An 18,843-nucleotide genomic window follows, 5' to 3' on the forward strand; every position below is an offset into this window, starting at 1 on the left:
CTTGGTCAGTATTGCCCGGACCGCCCTGCCTGCCTAACGCTCACGTCAGGCAAGGGAGGACACCATGGCACTTGAAGATATCGCAGCAGGCATTCGCACCGGGCTGGCGGGAAAAACATTCGACGGTTCGCTGAAATTCGATTGCGGCGGTGACGGCGTCATCGTGCTCTCGCAGGGGGACGCCACAACCCTGGACCGGGACACCGACTGCACGCTGCGCCTGTCCGCAGACAACCTGCAAAAGCTGCTCGCCGGCAAGCTGAACCCGATGACCGCGGTGATGATGGGCAAGATCAAGGTGTCCGGCGATATGGGCGTCGCCATGAAACTGAGCAAGCTGATCGGCTGATCGTCTTCCTCTTGCTCCTAGTAATCCTGGGGGTGAGCGCCGCAGGCGCGAGGGGGCAACGCCCCCTCACCGCATCAGATCTTCACGGCCTTCATCTGCTCGTAATAGGGCATTGCCGCCTGCAGCATGGGCTGCAGCGCGTCCGGCACGTCCGGCAGCGGACCTTCGGCGCCGGCAAACCCGGTCGAATTCCAGACCGCGCCATACCAATGCTCGGCCCAGACGCCGTCATCCTTGTGCCCGCCCTTGGGCCAGCTCAGCATCTTCGGGGAATAGGGAATGCCGATCGCCTCGCACAGCTGTTCCAGCTTGGCGGCAGGGTCCGCACGGATATCATGGCTGTCCACCACCACCGGCGTCTGCCCCCAGCCGCGCACCATTTCAAATAGCTCTGCCTGCTGGCGGAAACCGATATCCTCCAGCGTCGGGTTCTCCCGCTTCGCGGCATAAGAGGCGATCACCCGCGCCGGATGGCGGATCAGAAAGACATTGACCGCCTCACGCATCCAGTCCCGGGGCACGCCTGGAATAATGTGCTGGGTCATGTGTTTCTGGTAGTAGTACGGCTTGGCCCCTGGCACCGGCCCCAGCAGCGCTTGCGCCACCGTTTCGGGATCCTGCGGCTGGCTCTCCAAAATCTCGCTCCGCATCGGATGGTCGAGACCGGTCATCGCCAGATAGGCGGCATAAAACGGTTCATCCACCACCGCGCAATCGCCGCGGTTGCCAAAGGCATACATCATCGCGGTCGACAGGTTCCGCGGTCCTGACCACATAGCAATCCGCATTACGCACACTCCTTTTCAATCAGGTGCTTGTAGAGGTCCCGGATGCGCTCGGTCACGGGCCCCATCTGTCCGCTGCCGATCTGCCGCCCGTCAATCTCCCCCACCGGGGTCTGCGCGCCGAAGGTGCCGGTGAGAAAGGCTTCATCCGCACCGTAAGTGTCGACCAGCGAGTAATTGCGCTCATACACTGGGATACCGTTTTCGCGGCACAGATCGACCACTTTCTGCCGGGTGATCCCGTTCATGCAATAGTCTCCGGTGGAGGTCCAAACCTCACCCTTCCGCACGATGAAGAAATTGCAGGCGTTGGTGGTGTTCACAAAACCGTTCACGTCCAGCATCAGCGCTTCATCCGCACCCGCTTTCTCCGCCGCGATACAGGCGAGAATGCAGTTCAGCTTTGAATGGGAATTCAGCTTGGGGTCCTGCGTCATCGGCAACCCGCGGACATGCGGCACCGTCGCCAGCTTGATCGGGCGCGGCAGGTTGGGGCGCGAGTGCTCCATGATGATGGTCATGGTCGGCCCCTGCCGTGACAGGGAGGGATGCTGGAACGGCCGCGTCTTCACGCCCCGCGTCACCATCAGCCGGGCATGAGCATCCGTTGTCATGCCATTGGCCTTTTGTGTCTCTAACAAGGCGGTTTCGACCCCTTCCCGGTCGAGGCCGATATCCAGATCAATGGCCTTGGCCGCCTCGAACAACCGGTCCAGATGCTCGTCCATGAAGGCCCAGGTGCCGTTGTACAGGCGCAGCCCCTCCCATACGCCATCGCCCAGCATGAAGCCGCTGTCATATACGCTCACCTTGGCCTCGGCCTTGGGAACGATTTCGCTGTTCAGATAGATCAGGATCTCCTCGTTGCGCTGATCTTCTTCGGCTTGGTGAGTGCTCATCTTTTTGGTCATGGAATCCTCCTGCTGGCGGCACGTTAGTAAGATTGGATCCAATTTCCAAGCGGTAACTTGCTGTCACCTGTTTGTGAGGACCCCGCCTTCCGGGTTGAGAGGCGCGGCATCAGCCGGCAGGGTGGCATCAAAACAGGATGGAGGCAGAGATGCGTGTTCTGGAAAAACTGAAACCTTTGGCTCTGGCGGGCCTGATTGCCATCGGCACCGCAGCGCAAACCAATCCGCTGCAGGCCCAGTCCACTGAAGTCCTCACCGTCGCCGGCGGCTGTTTCTGGTGTGTGGAAAGCGATTTTGAAAGCGTGCCGGGGGTGGTCGAGGCCGTTTCAGGTTACACTGGCGGCAAGGTGGCGAACCCGACCTACAAGGACGTGACCCGCGGCGGCAGCGGCCATTACGAGGCGGTGCAGATCATCTTTGACCCGTCAAAAGTGTCCCGGGAGAGACTGCTGGAGATGTTCTTCCGCTCGGTTGATCCGACAGACGCAGGCGGCCAGTTCTGCGACCGCGGTGAGAGTTACCGGACTGCGGTTTTTGTCTCTAACAAGGCAGAAACAGCCTTGGCCGACAGGATAAAATCTGAGGCGCAGAAGGCGTTGGGCCAAAAGATCGTGACACCGGTTCTGCCGGCAAAGACCTTCTACAAGGCCGAGGATTATCACCAGGATTATTACAAGGGTAACAGCCTGGTATTTACCCGGTTTGGACCCAAGCGGCAGGCGGCTGCCTACAAGCGTTACCGCCAAGCCTGCGGCCGGGACGCAAGGGTGGCGCAGCTGTGGGGCAGCGAGGCGCCTTTTGCCAAGGGGCATTAGGGCAGAGCCTGCCCTCTTGGCCTGACAGCCATTTCCCGAAGAGGAATTGCACCAAGTAAGAACCAGGCCGCCCGGATCAGAAACGGGCGGCTTGAACCTCTGCAAGCTCCGGGATCACATCCGCAGTGCCATGGCGGGTGACCATCAGCGCCGCTGCGCGGCTGGCCTGCTCCATTGCCTCTGCCATCGGCAGCCCCCGGTCCAGACCTGACAGGACATAGCCGGTGAAGGTGTCGCCGGCCCCAGTGGTGTCGACCGCAGTGACCGGCAGCGCAGGCACGTCCAGAACGGCGCCTGTTTCACCGTCGATGTGGCGTGCGCCCTTGGAGCCAAGGGTAATGATCACATCCTTAACGCCGGTTTCACCGGGCGTCTTGCCGATAGCCTTCTGCAGCTGCTGGGCTTCCACCTCATTCAGGATCAGGAAATCCAGATACGGCAGCACCGCCTGCACTGCGTCCGCATCAAACGGGGCCGCGGCATAACACACCCGCAAACCCAGCTTCCGGCCCAGCTGTGCCGCCTCTACCTGCAGGTTGGTTTCATTTTGCATCACCAGAATGTCGCCGGCGCTTGCCTGGGCCAGCGCCTGCTCCAGCTGTTCGCTGTTGAGTACACGGTTGGCACCCGGGAACAGGATGATCTGGTTTTCGCCGTCAGGCTCCACCGCGATGATGGCATGACCGGTTGGCGTCTCCACTTGGGCAATGTGGTCCGTGCCGGCACCGTATGCCGTCAGACGTTCAATCGCCCAAGACCCGTCCGGTCCCACCGCGCCAATGTGGTGCACCTCGCTGCCAGCCCGGGTGGCGGCAACGGACATGTTGGCGCCCTTGCCGCCCAGGAACCGGTCAAGGCGCAAGGCGGCCAGGGTTTCCCCCGCCGCCGGCAGATGCGGCATGGTATAGACCATGTCCGCGTTGATTGAACCGAGGTTCCAGATCGCCATATCAGATCACCCGATGTTGCAGGCCGCCAGCACCGCCATGTTCAGAATGTCATTGGTGGTGGAGGTGGTCGAGCAGATTTGGATCGGCTTGTCGATGCCGGACAGGATCGGGCCGATCACCGTGGCGCCGCCCATTTCCTGCATCAGCTTGACCGAGATCGAGGCCGAGTGGCGGGCCGGCACGATGAGGATGTTGGCCGGGCCGGTCAGGCGCTGGAACGGATAATACCGCTGCGCGCGCTCATTCAGGGCAACGTCCACAGTCATCTCGCCTTCGTATTCGAAGTCGACGCCGCGCTTGTCGAGGACCGTGGGAGCGACATGCATCTTTTCGGCCCGTTCCGACACCGGATAACCGAAGGTGGAGAAGCTGACAAAGGCCACCCGCGGCTCAAGCCCCATGTGACGGGCAACAACGGCGGCGCGTTCGGCGATATTCGCCAAGTGGTTCTCATCCGGCCATTCATGCACCAGCGTATCGCCGATCAGCACGATCCGGCCCTTGTGCAGCAGCGCGGTCACGCCGGCAACGCCGTGATCAGCGTCTGCGTCAAACACGTGGTTGATCCGGTCCAGCACATGCGCGGACTTGCGGGTTGCGCCGGTCACCAGCCCGTCGCCATGCCCATGCGCCAGCATCAGGCTGGAGAACACATGCCGGTCGCGGCCCACCAGGCGGTGGATATCCTTGCGGTCGAAGCCCTTGCGCTGCAGGCGGTTGTACAGGAAGTCCTTGTACAACTCGAAATGCGGGGTGTTGGCGGCGTTCACCACCTCAAGCTCGCGGACTGCATCGCCAAGACCAGCTTTTTCCAGCTTGATCCGAACGTCCTCCTGCCGGCCCACAACCAGCGCCTTGCCGAAGCCGGAGCGCTGATACATCACCGCAGCGCGCAGCGCGCGCGGATCGTCACCCTCGGCAAAGATCATCCGCGACTGGGCGGAACGGGCGCGGGCGTTCAGCCCGCGCAGGATCGAAGCCGTCGGATCCATGCGGGACTTCAGACCGACCTCATAGGCGTCCATGTCCACAATCGGGCGGCGGGCGGCGCCGGTGTCCATGCCAGCCTTGGCCACCGCCGGAGGGATCCGGTGGATCAGGCGCGGGTCGAAGGGAGTCGGGATGATGTAGTCACGCCCGAAGGACAGCGACTTGCCATAGGCAAGCGCCACCTCATCCGGCACATCCTCGCGCGCCAAGGCGGCCAGCGCGTGGGCGCAGGCAATCTTCATCTCGTCATTGATAGCGCGGGCATGGATGTCCAGCGCGCCGCGGAACAGGTAGGGGAAGCCCAGGACATTGTTGACCTGGTTCGGGTAATCTGAGCGGCCGGTGGCAACGATGGCGTCCACCCGAACTTCATGCGCCTCTTCCGGAGTGATCTCCGGATCCGGGTTGGCCATCGCGAAGATCACCGGGTTGTCGGCCATCGAGGCGACCATCTCCTGGGTCACGGCGCCCTTGACCGAAACGCCCAGGAAAACGTCCGCACCGCGCATTGCCTCTTCGAGTGTACGCAGGTCGGTCTGGATTGCATGGGCCGATTTCCACTGGTTCATGCCCTCGGTGCGGCCCTGGTAGATCACGCCCTTGGTGTCGCAGGCGATGCAGTTTTCATGCCGCGCGCCCATCGCTTTCAGCAGCTCGATACAGGCGATGCCAGCAGCGCCGGCACCGTTGAGGACGATCTTCACATCCTCGATCTTCTTGCCTGACAGATGCAGCGCGTTGATCAGGCCGGCTGCGCAGATCACCGCGGTGCCGTGCTGGTCATCGTGGAAGACGGGGATATCCATCTCTTCCTTCAGGCGCTGCTCGATGATGAAGCATTCCGGCGCCTTGATGTCTTCCAGGTTGATGCCGCCAAAGGTCGGCCCCATCAGCTTGACCGCCTCGATGAACTTGTCCGGATCTTCGGTGTCCAGTTCGATGTCTATCGAGTTCACATCGGCAAAGCGTTTGAAGAGGACCGATTTGCCTTCCATCACCGGCTTGGACCCCAGCGCGCCCAGATTGCCCAGGCCCAGCACCGCGGTGCCGTTGGAGATCACCGCCACCAGGTTGCCCTTGTTGGTGTAGTCATAGACAGTTTCAGGGTTTTCCGCGATCGCCTCGCAAGGCACTGCTACGCCGGGGGAGTAAGCCAGCGACAGATCCCGCTGCGTGGTCATCGGGACGGTAGCATTGATCTCCCATTTACCCGGAGACGGCTCCAGGTGGAACGCCAGGGCTTCCTCGTCGGTGATCTTGTTCTTGGGCATTTAATCTCTTGTCCTCTCCTCGTCGCGGACCGTCTTATCCCAGCCCACCGCGCCCCTCAATCCGGGGTTTCAAGAATCTGTATAGCCAGAATTGAGATAAATGCGGCTAAAAGGCGATAAATACCGTCAGGTTTTCGCCTTAAAGCAGACCTTCGGATGCTGTATTTTCTTAATAAGCATTAACCCGCACCTGCCTGTCAGGTGGCGCTGCGGCTCGTCTCTAATAGCCAGGAAAGCACTCGTCAGAAGGACGGCAGTCCGCCCGTACTCCGGGCTTTCGGATCAAGAAAAGGAACATTGCGGAATGATAAGTTTCCACAACAATTCCGGTGCTATGGTTGCCTTGCAGACGTTGGGTGGCGTCAACACCCAGCTCAACACCGTCCAAGACAGCATATCCACCGGCCGCGACGTCAATACCGCCCAGGACAATGCCGCTCTCTGGGCGATTTCCGAGCTGATGAACTCGGATATCTCAGGGTTGCGGTCAGTCTCCGACTCCCTGTCGATGGGCGAAGCCACCGTGGCGGTCGCCTCCGCCGGGGCGGAGCAAATCACCGAAACCCTGACCGAGATGCGGTCGCTGGCAGTGATGGCCAGCAGCGGCATTGGTGACTTCAGCAAGTTCGAAGCGGCCATGGCGAAGAAGACCGAGAAGATCAATTCGATCATCTCCGCCTCCGGCTTCAACGGAGTGAACCTGCTGAAAACGGACGTCGACGGCGCCGGCGGCACCTCTCTGACCGTTGCGTCCGGACTCTCCGGAACTGGCGGTCTGTCAACGCTCAGCGCCGACGGCGTGGACTTCGAAGGCAGCCCGCAGTTCGACCTCGCCAACCGCACCGCTATCACCGACAGCGCCAGCGCGCTCACGGCCCTGGGAGAGATCGAAGGCTTTCTGTCCTACGCCAGCGACAGTTCCGCCGCCTTGGGCGCCAGCGCCAACCAGCTTGCGGAACAGGGGAATTTCGTCAGCAAGATGTCGGATTCAATTACCCAAGGCGTGAGCTCGATGATCGACACCAATATGGAGGAAGCGGCAACAAAGCTCCTGGCGCTGCAGGCACAGCAGCAGCTGAGCACCTTGTCGCTGTCCATCGTCAACACGATGCCTGACACGCTGCGCAACCTCTACTGACAGCAGGCTGCCGCCGGCGTTCCCGGCGGCAGCCACATCCGGGTTTTCCTCGCACCGCCCCCATTGTAGATGTCTGGCAAAGACGACCCCGGGGGACTTTTCATGACCGTAACGCCCATGATGGCGCAGTATCTGGAGATTAAGGCAGCGCATCCGGACGCGCTTCTCTTTTACCGGATGGGCGACTTCTACGAGATGTTCTTTGAGGACGCCGTGAATGCGGCAGAGGCTCTGGATATCGCGCTGACAAAACGCGGCAAGCACAATGGCGAAGACATTCCGATGTGCGGCGTGCCGGTCCATGCCGCCGAAGGCTACCTGCTGACGCTGATCCGCAAAGGCTTCCGTGTCGCGGTGGGAGAACAGCTGGAAAGCCCGGCCGAGGCCAAGAAGCGCGGATCCAAATCGGTGGTGAAACGCGACGTGGTGCGGCTGGTGACCCCCGGCACTCTGACCGAGGATTCCCTGCTGGAGGCGCGCCGCCACAATTTCCTCGTCTCCTATTCCGAACTCCGGGATGAGGCCGCGCTTGCTTGGGCCGACATTTCCACCGGCGCATTCCACGTGATGCCGGTTGCGCGGGTCCGCCTGTCGCCGGAACTGGCGCGCCTGGCGCCTTCTGAACTGATCGTCGCCGATGGCCCCGCCTATGAGGCCGCCCGCCCGCTGGCCGATGAATACAAGATCCCGCTTACCCCTCTGGGCAAGGCGAGCTTTGACAGCACCGCAGCTGAGAAACGCATCTGCGGCCTCTTCAACGTCAGTGCGCTGGACGGTTTCGGCACCTTCACCCGCGCCGAAGTCTCGGCGATGGGGGCGCTGATCGACTATCTGGAGATCACCCAGAAGGGCAAACTGCCGCTGTTGCAGCCTCCGCAGCAGGAAGCGCAGGACCGGGTGGTGCAGATCGACGCCGCCACCCGCCGCAACTTGGAGTTGACCCGCTCGCTGTCCGGCGGCCGCGCCGGCTCGCTGCTGTCAGTTGTGGACCGGACTGTAACCCCCGGCGGCGCCCGGCTGCTGGAACAACGCCTCTCCAGCCCGTCGCGCAATCTGGACACCATCCATCAGCGCCTGGCGGCCCTGGACTTTGCGGTCGAGCACACGCAGACTGCCGAGGACCTGCGCGCCGCCTTGCGGAAGACGCCGGACCTGGACCGGGCGCTATCCCGCCTCGCGCTGGAGCGCGGCGGCCCGCGCGACCTGGCCGCGATCCGAAACGGTCTGTCGCAAGCGGAGGTGATTGCGGAACTCTGCAGCGGCAAGGAGCTTCCGGCACTGATGGCCCGAGCGATCTCGGATCTCCAGGGATTCGACGATCTGCTCTCCCTCCTCGACGCGGCCCTTGTCGCCGAACCGCCGCTGCTGACCCGTGATGGCGGCTTCATCGCCGCCGGATATGACCCGGAACTGGACGAGGCCCGCACTCTGCGTGACGAAGGCCGCTCGGTCATCGCGTCCATGCAGCAGAAATACGCGGAGCACACCGGCGTCTCCTCGCTGAAGATCAAGCACAACAACGTGCTGGGCTATTTCATTGAAACCACCGCGACCCACGCGGACAAGATGATGTCGCCGCCGCTGAATGAGACCTACATCCACCGCCAGACCACCGCTAACCAGGTGCGCTTCACCACGGTGGAGCTGAGCGAGATCGAAACCCGCATCCTGAACGCCGGCAATCTGGCTCTAGAGATCGAAAAGCGGCTCTATGCAAGGCTTTCTGGCGCCATTCTGGACGCCGCGGCCCGCCTCAACACCGCCGCTCGCGGACTGGCGGAACTGGACCTGCTCACAGGCCTCGCCGATCTGGCCTGCGGCGAAAACTGGACCCGGCCCAAGGTCGACAACAGCCGTTCGTTCCACGTGGAAGGCGGCCGCCACCCGGTCGTGGAACAGGCCCTGCGCCAGCAGGGCGGCGAGACCTTTGTGGCCAACGACTGCGATCTCACGGCACAGGACGGCGCGGCGGTCTGGCTGCTGACCGGTCCGAACATGGCCGGTAAATCGACCTTCCTGCGCCAAAACGCGCTGATCGCCCTGCTCGCCCAAATGGGCAGCTATGTGCCCGCGGAAAACGCCCATATCGGCATCGTCAGCCAGCTGTTCAGCCGCGTTGGTGCGTCCGACGACCTGGCCCGCGGCCGCTCCACCTTCATGGTGGAAATGGTCGAAACCGCTGCCATCCTCAACCAGGCAGACGACCGGGCGCTGGTCATTCTCGATGAAATCGGCCGCGGCACTGCCACCTACGACGGCCTCTCCATCGCTTGGGCTACGCTGGAACACCTCCATGAGGTGAACCGCTCGCGCGCGCTGTTTGCCACACATTACCACGAGCTGACGCAGCTCGCCGCCAAGCTGGACGGCGTCGACAACGCCACAGTCGCGGTCAAGGAATGGGAGGGCGAAGTGATCTTCCTGCACGAGGTGCGTAAAGGTGCTGCTGACCGGTCTTATGGCGTCCAAGTAGCCCAGCTTGCTGGCCTCCCCGCGTCCGTTGTTGCCCGTGCGCGCGACGTGCTCGACATGCTGGAGCAAGGCAGCCGCGAGGGCGGGTCCAAGATCCAGATCGACGACCTGCCCCTCTTTGCAGCCGCCCCGCCGCCGCAGCCCAAGGCACCGTCTAGCCCCTCAGCCGCCGAGGAGCTTCTGGCCAGCATCCATCCGGACGACCTCTCCCCGCGGGAAGCGCTGGAGATGCTCTACAAACTGAAAGAGGCTGCGGAATAAGGCAAAGGGCGGATCCAAACGGACCCGCCCTTTCATCTTTCCAAAAAGTACTCCCGCCGGAGGCACAGGCCCGCCAGGGCCTGTTCATCAGCTGGCCGGAGTCGACGACACGCCAACCTGCGCCGCCCGCAGCAGGCGGTCGTGCAGCATGAAGCCCTCTGCGGAGACCTGAATGATGTCGCCCGCTTTGGTGCCCGGCACCGGCGCCTCGAACATTGCTTCATGCACCTGCGGGTCGAACTTGTCGCCAACCTCAGGCGAGACAATCCGGATGCCGTGCTTTTCGAACACGCCCAGCAGCGAGCGCATGGTCAGTTCAACACCCTCGATCAGCGCCGCAGAAACCTCGCGCTGCTCGTCGGTCGCGGCTTCGATCGCACGTTTCATGTTGTCGTAGACCGGCAGCATATCGCGGGCCAGTTTTGAGCCGCCGTACTGCTCTGCCTCGCGGCGGGCCTTGTCGCCACGCTTGCGGGCGTTTTCCGCATCCGCCAGCGCCCGCATGAACCGGTCCTTCAACTCGTCCCGCTCGGCCCGCAGCGCGTCGATCTCCAGCGCATCGTCATCAATTTCTTCGGTCTGCGCCGCAAGCTCCTCAGCTTCGGCATCGGCGATGTCATCCAGAAAGTCTTCGTTCTTGAGCTCTGCCATTTTTCACCTCTAACTCCGGTCCGACAACAGCTTGCCGACCAGTTGTGCCGTATAGTCCACAATCGGCACGATCCGTCCGTAGTTCAGGCGCGTCGGGCCGATCACCCCCACCGCGCCGATTATCTTCCGATCCGCGTTCATATAGGGAGACACCACCAAAGAGGAACCCGAAAGTGAGAAAAGTTTGTTCTCCGAGCCGATAAAAATGCGCACACCCTCGCCGTCCTCGGTCAGTTCCAGAAATTCGGCGATATCGCGCTTGCGCTCCAGATCGTCAAACAAGGTCCGGATCCGCTCCAGCTCCTCCGCTGCACCAGGCTCCGCCAGCAGATTCGCCCGGCCGCGCACGATCAGCCGGGCCTGCTCGCTGCCGTCATCCTCCCAAACGGCCAGGCCGCTTTCAATCATGGCGTGTGCAAGGCTGTCGATTTCCTGCCGCCGTGCCGCGATCTCTTTTTGCATCTGCCGCTGCACTTCGCTCAGGGTCTTGCCCTCAATCAGTGCGTTCAGGAAATTCGCCGCCTCCCGCATTGAGCTGGGTGTCTGCCCCGGCGGCGGGGAAAACAGCCGGTTTTCCACATGACCGTCGGAAAACACCAGAACAACCAGCGCCCGGTCATGCGCCAGCGAGACAAACTCGATATGGCGAATCTCGGCCTCGTGCTTGGGCGTCAGCACCAGCGACGCGCCCTGCGTCACCCCCGAGAGTGCGGCTCCGACCCGGTCCAGCATCCCGCCCACATCACCGGCATTCCGGCCCAGCGTCGCGTCGATCTTCTCGCGGTCTTTGACATTGAGATCGCCAACTTCCAGCAGACCGTCGACAAACATCCGCAAGCCCAGCTGCGTCGGCACTCTGCCGGCGCTGACATGCGGACTGTCCAGCAGCCCCAGAAACTCCAGATCCTGCATCACATTGCGGACTGTCGCGGCGCTCACCTTTTCGCTCAGCGACCGTGTCAGCGTGCGGCTGCCCACCGGATCGCCGCTTTCCAGATAGCTTTCGACCACAGCCCGGAACACCTCCCGGGAGCGGTCGTTCAAGTCCTCCAGAATGTTGTTCGGATTGCTCATCGTTCGTCCAGCATTTCTTACGGTTTAAACATAGGAACCCGCTACCCGGATGTCATTAAAGAGCAGAGTGTCAAAAGGTCAATCGGGCTTGCATAGCCCCGCGTCCGGGGGATATCCCCAAGCCAGCTAACAAAGGATGTGCCATGCGACCCTCAGGACGAGAACTGAACGAAATGCGCCCCGTGTCGATTGAGACCGGCTTCACCAAACACGCCGAGGGCTCCTGCCTGATCAAGGTTGGCGACACCCACGTCCTGTGCACCGCCACCATCGAAGACCGCGTTCCGCCCTTCATCAAGGGCACCGGCCTGGGCTGGGTCACCGCCGAATACGGCATGCTGCCGCGCGCTACCAACACCCGGATGCGCCGCGAAGCCTCCTCGGGCAAGCAGGGCGGCCGCACTGTGGAAATCCAGCGCCTGATCGGCCGTGCCCTGCGGGCCGGCGTCGACCGGGTTGCCCTGGGCGAACGCCAGATCACTGTCGACTGCGACGTGCTGCAGGCCGATGGCGGCACCCGCTGTGCCTCGATCACCGGCGGCTGGGTCGCGCTGCGCCTTGCGGTCAACAAACTGATGAAGGCCGGCGATGTTCAGATCGACCCGCTGATGGACCCGGTCTCTGCCGTATCTTGCGGTATCTATGCCGGCCAGCCGGTATTGGACCTGGATTATCCTGAGGATTCCGAGGCAGGCGTCGACGGCAACTTTATCATGACCGGCTCCGGCAAGCTGATCGAGGTGCAGATGTCGGCCGAAGGTTCCGTCTTCTCCCGTGATCAGATGAACCAGTTGATGGACCTTGCCTCTAAAGGCACCGTTGAGCTCGCAGAAATGCAGAAGGCCGCGTCCAAATGACCCGCAAACTGGAAGGCGGCAAGCTGCTTGTCGCCACCCACAACAAGGGCAAGCTGAACGAGATTGCCGAGATCCTCGCGCCCTACGGCGTGACGGTGATCGGCGCCGGCGAAATGGACCTTCCGGAACCGGAAGAGACTGAGGATACCTTCGTCGGCAATGCCCGGATCAAGGCCCATGCTGCCGCCGAGGCCACCGGTCTCCCTGCCCTGTCCGATGACTCCGGCATCACCATCGACGCACTGAATGGCGCCCCCGGCGTTTATACCGCCGACTGGGCAGAGACTCCTAACGGCCGTGACTTCAAGATGGCGATGACCCGCGCCAATGACGAGCTGGCCGCAGCCGGCGCCAACGCGCCCCGCACCGCCCAGTTCCGCTGCACCCTGGTCATCGCCTGGCCCGACGGGCATGACGAGGTGTTCGAAGGCGTGATGCCGGGCCAGCTGGTCTGGCCGATCCGCGGTGAGCATGGTTTTGGCTATGACCCGATGTTCCAGCCGGACGGTTACAGCATCACTTGCGCCGAGATGGACCCGGCGGAGAAGAACAAGATCAGCCACCGCGGCAAAGCGCTGGCCCAATTCGTGCAGGGCTGTTTCAGTGGATGACTGGCGCAATGGGGGCTTTGGCCTATACGTGCACTGGCCGTTTTGCCAGGCCAAATGCCCCTATTGCGACTTCAACAGTCATGTCTCCGCAAGAATAGACCAGAAATTATGGGTTAGAGCCTACTTGGCTGAACTCGACAGACTCTCGGAACAGCTCTCCGGCCGAGTGCTCAACACGATCTTCTTTGGCGGCGGCACACCCTCACTGATGCAGCCGGAAACCGTTGCCGCCGTTATCGAACGGGCACGTGAAATCTGGCCCTTTGCCAATGATTTGGAGATTTCTCTGGAGGCGAATCCGGGCTCCGTCGAGGCCGGCCGGTTTGCCGGATACCGCGATGCTGGGGTCAACAGGATCTCCATGGGCATTCAGGCTCTGAACGACGAGGACCTGCGCCGGCTCGGCCGCATCCATAGTGTCGCTGAAGCCAAGGCCGCCTTCGACATCGCCCGCAATTGTTTTGACCGCGTCAGCTTTGACCTGATCTACGCCCGCCAGGGCCAAACCCTTGCGGCCTGGAAAACGGAGCTGAATGAGGCGCTGTCCATGGCGATCGACCACCTCTCGCTCTATCAGCTCACCATCGAAGACGGCACCGCCTTCGGCGACCGCTACGCCCGGGGCAAACTGCGCGGCCTGCCGGAAGATGACACCGCAGCCGATATGTACCTGGCCACTCAGGAGATTACTGCAGCGCACGGCATGGCCGGCTACGAGATATCAAACCACGCAAAGCCAGGCGCAGAGTCCCGCCACAACCTGATCTACTGGCGTTATGGCGACTATCCCGGTATCGGCCCCGGCGCGCACGGACGCCTGACTTTGAACGGCATCCGCTATGCCACCGAAACCCACCTCACCCCTGGCGCCTGGCTGGAGGCCGTAAACAAGGGCAACGGAGAATCCCTGCGGGAGTCCCTATCGCAGGAAGATGCTGCGGCAGAATACCTGATGATGGGGATGCGCCTGACAGAAGGTCTGGATATGGTACGCTATACCCAGATTTCCGGCCGTACCCTTCCGCAAAGCAAGCTCGCGGATCTTGCAGACTTGGGCATGGTAACTATCTCTGATCAGAGACTTCGTGCGACCAATCAAGGGCGCGCCGTTCTGAATGCGGTGCTCCGAGAACTGTTAATGGATTGAGGCAATGCGTTTCCTTTATGCCGGCTTGGGACTTTGCTGCGTCGCCTTGGCGGCTATTGGAATTGTGCTCCCCCTGCTTCCAACCGTGCCCTTCCTCCTGCTCGCTGCATTCTTCTTTGCCAATTCTTCCGAGCGGCTGCACAACTGGATCGTCGCCCACAATGTGTTTGGCCCGATGATCATGGACTGGCGCGAACACGGCGCCATCCGGCCGGGCGCAAAAAAGGCGGCAACCGTTTCGATCGCCGCCGTCTTTGGTATTTCGCTTCTGCTTGGCGCGCCCGGACATGTTTTGGGCATTCAGGCAGTGGTGCTCACGGCTGTGCTGGCCTTTATCTGGACCCGGCCTAACGGCTGAGCAGATTGCACAGTTCATCCAGCTGATCCAGGTTTTCATAGCTGATCGTCACAGAACCAGCTTCACCGCCCGGCTTGTGATCGATTGAGACCTTCATCTTCAGCATTGCCGACAGATCGCCTTCCAGGGCACGCGTGTCTGCATCTTTCTCCCCGCCTGGCTTTGCCTTCTTGGCCGGCGCGGGACGGATCCCGGCAGCGTCCTTTTTAACCAAGGCTTCGGTCGCGCGAACCGACAGCCCGCCCTTCACAATTTTCCGCGCCAGGTCAGAAGCATTATCCGAGGTGATCAGCGCCCGGGCGTGCCCTGCCGACAGCTTGCGCTCTTGCACCAGGATCTGAACATCGTCAGGAAGGTGCAGCAGGCGCACCAAGTTGGCAATGTGGCTGCGGCTTTTCCCAAGCGCCTCCGCCATCTTCTCCTGGGTGTGGCCGAACTTCTCCATCAGCTGCTTGTAGCTCTGTGCCTCTTCCATCGCGTTCAGATCCGAACGCTGGATGTTTTCGATGATGGCAACTTCCATCATCTCAAGGTCCGAATACTCGCGGATCAGCACCGGAACTTCATGCAGCTGCGCTGCTTGCGAAGCACGCCAGCGACGTTCGCCGGCCACGATTTCGTAAACACCGCCGGCCTTCGGCCGCACGATCAGCGGCTGCAGAACGCCCTTTTCCTTGATAGACGCGGTCAGGTCATCCAGGTCTTCCTGCAGAAACTGCCGGCGGGGCTGGTTCGGGTTGGCAACGATCTTTTCGATCGGCACCAGCACTTCTGCATTCCGGGGAGCTTCCGTCTGGGTGCTCACCGGTGCAGGGTTCACATCTGCCATCAACGCCGACAATCCCCGGCCCAGCCCGCGCGGTTTCGTCTTTTTGTCTGCCATGGTTGCCTCCGGTTCTTGTTCTGCATTTAGGCCGCTATCTTGTGATGTTTATTGAGAAGTTCTTCCGCTAGAGCGCGGTAGGCCTGCGCGCCCAGCGAATTGGTATCATAGTTCAATACGGGTAGTGCATAGGACGGCGCTTCGCTCACCCGGACATTGCGCGGAATCTTGGTCTGGAACACCAGATCACCCAGGTTGTCGCGAGCGTCCTGCTCGACTTGCTGCGACAGGTTGTTGCGCCGGTCGAACATGGTCAGGACGATACCCTCGATCCTCAGGTTCGGATTCGCCGACTGACGCACTTCCCGAATCGTCAGCATCAGCTGCGTCACGCCTTCCAGCGCAAAGAATTCGCTTTGCAGCGGAATCAGCAACGAATGGGCCGCAACCATCGCGTTGACCGTCAGCAGGTTCAGCGAAGGCGGGCAATCGATCAGCACATAGTCCCAATCATATTCATCCATAGCCGTCTGACGCAGCGCGTCATGAAGCAGGAAACTACGCTTTTCATTGGTGAAAAGCTCGATATCTGCGGAGCTAAGGTCTACCGTCGCCGGGATGATACACAGGTCTTCGATCTCAGTCTGACGGATCACATCTCCCAAGGCGGCATCCTCGACCAGAAGATCGTAGCTTGTTAGTTCCCGGTCGGATGGCTCAATTCCCAGCCCAGTTGAAGCATTACCCTGCGGATCAAGGTCAACAACGAGTACCCTAAGGCCGCACTCCACCAACGCCGCCGCAAGGTTGATGGCTGTTGTTGTCTTCCCTACCCCGCCTTTTTGATTTGCGACCGCGATAATACGAGGCCCCTCCGGGCGGGAATAATCAGACACGTGCCACTCCCCTTATTTTCAGGATTACTGCTTCTTGTTCTGTCAAACTTTTAACCGGTTCCGCATCGAACCGCCATCGCTGCCGCGCGTTATCCACTTCTTTTTTCCAGCTCTCCCCCTTGGGGAAGAGTGCGGTGCTGCCGGCACCCAGATGCCGCTCCGCAAATTCCAAGAGAAGGGATAGATCCGCCAGCGCCCGCGCCGACAATACATCTGCGTGCTGAGGCTCGGCCTGCTCAATTCGTTTGGAAATCACCGAAACCCTGGCACCGCATTCCCGGGCGGCCGTGCGAAGGAACGCCGACTTACGCTGATCGCTTTCAATCAGGGTGATTTTCATGTCTGGAGCTTCTTCGGCCGCCAGGATCGCGATAATCAGTCCAGGAAAGCCGCCACCGCTTCCGATATCCACCCAGTGGTCAGGAGTGTCGGTGCAGCGGAAAACTTGAACGGAATCCGCGATATGCCGCGTCCAAAGTTGCTGCAGGCTGGACTTGGAAACCAAGTTGATCTTGGGGTTCCACTTCAGAATGACCTGTTCAAAGGTCTCCAACCGTTTCAATGTTTCACGTGAAACATTGAGGTCTTCCAGAATATTATTCTCGGTCATGCAGACTTGTCCTGACGTGCCTGATCCCGGCGCAGCCGAGCGAGCAGCAACGCAAGCGCTGCCGGCGTCATCCCGTCAATTCTGGCCGCCTGCGCCAGAGATTCCGGACGTGCACGGGACAGCTTCTGCTGCAACTCCTTGGAAAGGCCTTCAATCCCGTCATAAACAAAGCCCGCCGGGATCACATACCCCTCATCCCGCTTCATCGCCGAGATCTCCCGCTCCTGCCGGGTAATGTAATTAGCATAAAGCGCGTCTCGTTCGGCCTGCCGGCGGATGTCCGTTTCAACACCGGCCAGTTCCGGCATCAAGGGCACGACATCCTCGAACACGACATCGGGGAAGGCAAGAATATCCAGCCCCGTCCGCCGGTTGCCATCCTGGTTGACCCGGATACCGGCTTCAGCGACCTGTTTTGGAGTAAAGCTTTTGGCTTCCAGCACAGACCGCGCCGCCTCCAAGCGTTCGCTTTTCTCCAGAAACGCCACCTTCCGCTCATCGCCGGCACAACCGATTTCGACGGCCAGCGGTGTCAATCTTTGGTCCGCATTATCAGCCCGCAAGGACAGCCGGAATTCCGCCCGCGACGTGAACATCCGGTAGGGTTCAGCCACACCGTTTGTGGTCAGGTCGTCGATCATCACGCCGATATAGCTGTTCGATCGGCTGAAACTGACCGGCCCCTCTCCAAGAGAAGCACGCGCCGCGTTCAGGCCGGCAACCATTCCCTGGGCTGCGGCTTCCTCGTAACCGGTAGTCCCGTTGATCTGACCGGCTAGATAAAGCCCGGGCACGTCCTTGAGCTTCAACTCCAGCGTCAGAGCCCTGGGGTCGACATAGTCGTACTCAATGGCATATCCCGGCTGAAGGATGACAGCCTGCTCAAGCCCGCGGATAGAATGCACATAAGCTTCCTGCACATCCTGCGGCAGGCTGGTGGAGATGCCATTGGGATAGACCGTATGATCCGTTACGCCCTCAGGCTCCAGGAAGATCTGATGCGATTCCTTGTCGGCAAAACGGACGATCTTATCTTCGATCGATGGGCAGTAGCGCGGTCCGACGCCCTCGATATGGCCGCCGTACATTGCTGACCGTTCCAAATTTTTCTGGATGATCTCGTGGGTCCGTGCGTTGGTATGGGTAATCCCGCAGGACACCTGCTTTGCGCTCACAGATTTTGTCAGGAAGGAGAAGAAGACCGGATCATCGTCGCCTGGCTGAGCATCCAGAATGTCCCAGTTGATAGTCCGCCCATCCAGCCGCGGAGGCGTGCCCGTCTTAAGCCGGCCCAGCGGCAGCTCGAAACTGTCAAGCCGTTCCGCGAGTTTGACCGACGGCTTATCGCCCATCCGCCCGCCTGGCTTGGAGACGTCACCAATATGAATGACCCCGCGCAGGAAGGTTCCGGAGGTTAGAATGACCGATTTGCTTGGGATTTCGCTGCCATCCGCCAGGATCACGCCGGCGACAGCTTGCCCGTCCATGAGGAAATCAGTGACCTCGCCTTCGACGATATCCAGGTTCTCCTGGGCTTCCGTCAGTCTTAGCATCTCGCGACGGTAGATCGCCCTGTCCGACTGCGCCCGTGGACCCTGTACAGCCGGCCCCTTGCGGCGGTTCAGCAAACGGAACTGAATGCCGGCGAGGTCGGCAACCCGGCCCATGACACCGTCGAGCGCGTCGATCTCCCGGACAAGGTGACCTTTTCCGAGCCCACCAATTGCAGGGTTGCAGGACATTACACCAATGCCACTGCGATTCAGCGTCACCAAAGCGGTGGGGACCCCCATCCTGGCCGCAGCATGTGCGGCCTCGGTGCCGGCGTGGCCGCCGCCGACAACAATCACGTCATATGCTGAATGTTTCACGTG

18 protein-coding genes are annotated in these 18,843 nt (G+C 61.2%); 8 read left to right on the plus strand and 10 right to left on the minus strand.

The features are described 5' to 3' along the window. The first annotated feature begins 64 nt into the window (after nucleotides 1-64). On the plus strand, nucleotides 65-349 hold the full coding sequence (locus tag AC5STI_RS13575; RefSeq protein ID WP_495447041.1) for an SCP2 sterol-binding domain-containing protein: 285 nt from the start codon (nucleotides 65-67) through the stop codon (nucleotides 347-349). Nucleotides 350-423: 74 nt separating this feature from the next. Here AC5STI_RS13575 and AC5STI_RS13580 read toward each other — a convergent pair whose 3' ends face one another. Next, nucleotides 424-1,137 (minus strand): sulfotransferase-like domain-containing protein, encoded by a 714-nt coding sequence (locus AC5STI_RS13580; protein WP_495447042.1) that lies wholly within the window; start codon nucleotides 1,135-1,137, stop codon nucleotides 424-426. Beyond that, nucleotides 1,137-2,045 (minus strand): D-amino acid aminotransferase, encoded by a 909-nt coding sequence (locus tag AC5STI_RS13585; protein WP_495447043.1) that lies wholly within the window; start codon nucleotides 2,043-2,045, stop codon nucleotides 1,137-1,139. The genes AC5STI_RS13580 and AC5STI_RS13585 overlap by 1 nt, the downstream gene beginning before the upstream one ends. A 149-nt stretch (nucleotides 2,046-2,194) precedes the next feature. Between AC5STI_RS13585 and msrA the strand changes: the two genes are divergently transcribed. Beyond that, nucleotides 2,195-2,860, plus strand: a complete 666-nt coding sequence (gene msrA, locus AC5STI_RS13590) for a peptide-methionine (S)-S-oxide reductase MsrA (RefSeq protein WP_495447044.1) — start codon at nucleotides 2,195-2,197, stop codon at nucleotides 2,858-2,860. A 76-nt stretch (nucleotides 2,861-2,936) separates the two neighbouring features. Here msrA and AC5STI_RS13595 read toward each other — a convergent pair whose 3' ends face one another. Together AC5STI_RS13595 and AC5STI_RS13600 are read right to left on the minus strand one after the other, a co-directional pair. Beyond that, on the minus strand, nucleotides 2,937-3,809 hold the full coding sequence (locus tag AC5STI_RS13595) for a ribokinase (protein ID WP_495447045.1): 873 nt from the start codon (nucleotides 3,807-3,809) through the stop codon (nucleotides 2,937-2,939). Between the two features lie 6 nt (nucleotides 3,810-3,815). Further along, the gene (locus AC5STI_RS13600) at nucleotides 3,816-6,071 is read right to left on the minus strand and encodes an NADP-dependent malic enzyme (protein WP_490397835.1); all 2,256 of its coding nucleotides are present in this window, start codon (nucleotides 6,069-6,071) and stop codon (nucleotides 3,816-3,818) included. Between the two features lie 304 nt (nucleotides 6,072-6,375). Here AC5STI_RS13600 and AC5STI_RS13605 point away from each other — a divergent pair, with 304 nt between their 5' ends. Together AC5STI_RS13605 and mutS are read left to right on the plus strand one after the other, a co-directional pair. Further along, nucleotides 6,376-7,209: a flagellin gene (locus tag AC5STI_RS13605; protein ID WP_495447046.1), complete on the plus strand. Its 834-nt coding sequence runs from the start codon at nucleotides 6,376-6,378 to the stop codon at nucleotides 7,207-7,209. Between the two features lie 102 nt (nucleotides 7,210-7,311). Beyond that, complete coding sequence (mutS, locus tag AC5STI_RS13610) at nucleotides 7,312-9,942, plus strand: DNA mismatch repair protein MutS (RefSeq protein WP_495447047.1); 2,631 nt, start codon at nucleotides 7,312-7,314, stop codon at nucleotides 9,940-9,942. Between the two features lie 87 nt (nucleotides 9,943-10,029). On the opposite strand, the gene AC5STI_RS13615 is transcribed toward mutS, so the two are convergent. Together AC5STI_RS13615 and hrcA are read right to left on the minus strand one after the other, a co-directional pair. Continuing rightward, nucleotides 10,030-10,593 carry a nucleotide exchange factor GrpE gene (locus AC5STI_RS13615; protein ID WP_495447048.1) on the minus strand — a complete coding sequence of 188 codons (564 nt, stop codon included), beginning with the start codon at nucleotides 10,591-10,593 and terminating at the stop codon, nucleotides 10,030-10,032. Nucleotides 10,594-10,602: 9 nt separating this feature from the next. After that, on the minus strand, nucleotides 10,603-11,667 hold the full coding sequence (gene hrcA / locus AC5STI_RS13620) for a heat-inducible transcriptional repressor HrcA (protein ID WP_495447049.1): 1,065 nt from the start codon (nucleotides 11,665-11,667) through the stop codon (nucleotides 10,603-10,605). A 143-nt stretch (nucleotides 11,668-11,810) separates the two neighbouring features. Here hrcA and rph point away from each other — a divergent pair, with 143 nt between their 5' ends. From rph to AC5STI_RS13640, 4 genes are read left to right on the plus strand one after another with little or no spacing between them, the layout of a single operon-like run. Then, entirely contained in the window at nucleotides 11,811-12,524 is a 714-nt protein-coding gene (gene rph, locus AC5STI_RS13625; protein ID WP_495447050.1) for a ribonuclease PH, read from the plus strand. Next, nucleotides 12,521-13,135 carry an RdgB/HAM1 family non-canonical purine NTP pyrophosphatase gene (gene rdgB / locus AC5STI_RS13630; protein WP_495447051.1) on the plus strand — a complete coding sequence of 205 codons (615 nt, stop codon included), beginning with the start codon at nucleotides 12,521-12,523 and terminating at the stop codon, nucleotides 13,133-13,135. The genes rph and rdgB overlap by 4 nt, the downstream gene beginning before the upstream one ends. Beyond that, a complete protein-coding gene (gene hemW, locus AC5STI_RS13635; protein ID WP_495447052.1) occupies nucleotides 13,128-14,282 on the plus strand; it encodes a radical SAM family heme chaperone HemW in 1,155 nt (384 codons plus the stop codon). The genes rdgB and hemW overlap by 8 nt, the downstream gene beginning before the upstream one ends. A gap of 4 nt (nucleotides 14,283-14,286) precedes the next feature. Beyond that, entirely contained in the window at nucleotides 14,287-14,640 is a 354-nt protein-coding gene (locus tag AC5STI_RS13640; protein ID WP_495447053.1) for a YbaN family protein, read from the plus strand. Here AC5STI_RS13640 and AC5STI_RS13645 read toward each other — a convergent pair. From AC5STI_RS13645 to mnmG, 4 genes are read right to left on the minus strand one after another with little or no spacing between them, the layout of a single operon-like run. After that, nucleotides 14,630-15,523: a ParB/RepB/Spo0J family partition protein gene (locus AC5STI_RS13645; protein WP_495447054.1), complete on the minus strand. Its 894-nt coding sequence runs from the start codon at nucleotides 15,521-15,523 to the stop codon at nucleotides 14,630-14,632. The genes AC5STI_RS13640 and AC5STI_RS13645 overlap by 11 nt on opposite strands. 26 nt (nucleotides 15,524-15,549) lie before the next feature. Continuing rightward, nucleotides 15,550-16,359 carry a ParA family protein gene (locus AC5STI_RS13650; RefSeq protein ID WP_495447055.1) on the minus strand — a complete coding sequence of 270 codons (810 nt, stop codon included), beginning with the start codon at nucleotides 16,357-16,359 and terminating at the stop codon, nucleotides 15,550-15,552. Further along, nucleotides 16,352-16,969: a 16S rRNA (guanine(527)-N(7))-methyltransferase RsmG gene (gene rsmG, locus AC5STI_RS13655; protein WP_495447056.1), complete on the minus strand. Its 618-nt coding sequence runs from the start codon at nucleotides 16,967-16,969 to the stop codon at nucleotides 16,352-16,354. The genes AC5STI_RS13650 and rsmG overlap by 8 nt, the downstream gene beginning before the upstream one ends. Then, nucleotides 16,966-18,840 carry a tRNA uridine-5-carboxymethylaminomethyl(34) synthesis enzyme MnmG gene (gene mnmG / locus AC5STI_RS13660; protein ID WP_495447057.1) on the minus strand — a complete coding sequence of 625 codons (1,875 nt, stop codon included), beginning with the start codon at nucleotides 18,838-18,840 and terminating at the stop codon, nucleotides 16,966-16,968. The genes rsmG and mnmG overlap by 4 nt, the downstream gene beginning before the upstream one ends. Between the last annotated feature and the right edge of the window lie 3 nt (nucleotides 18,841-18,843).

The sequence above is a fragment of the Leisingera sp. CC-HEC096 genome (assembly GCF_059429235.1).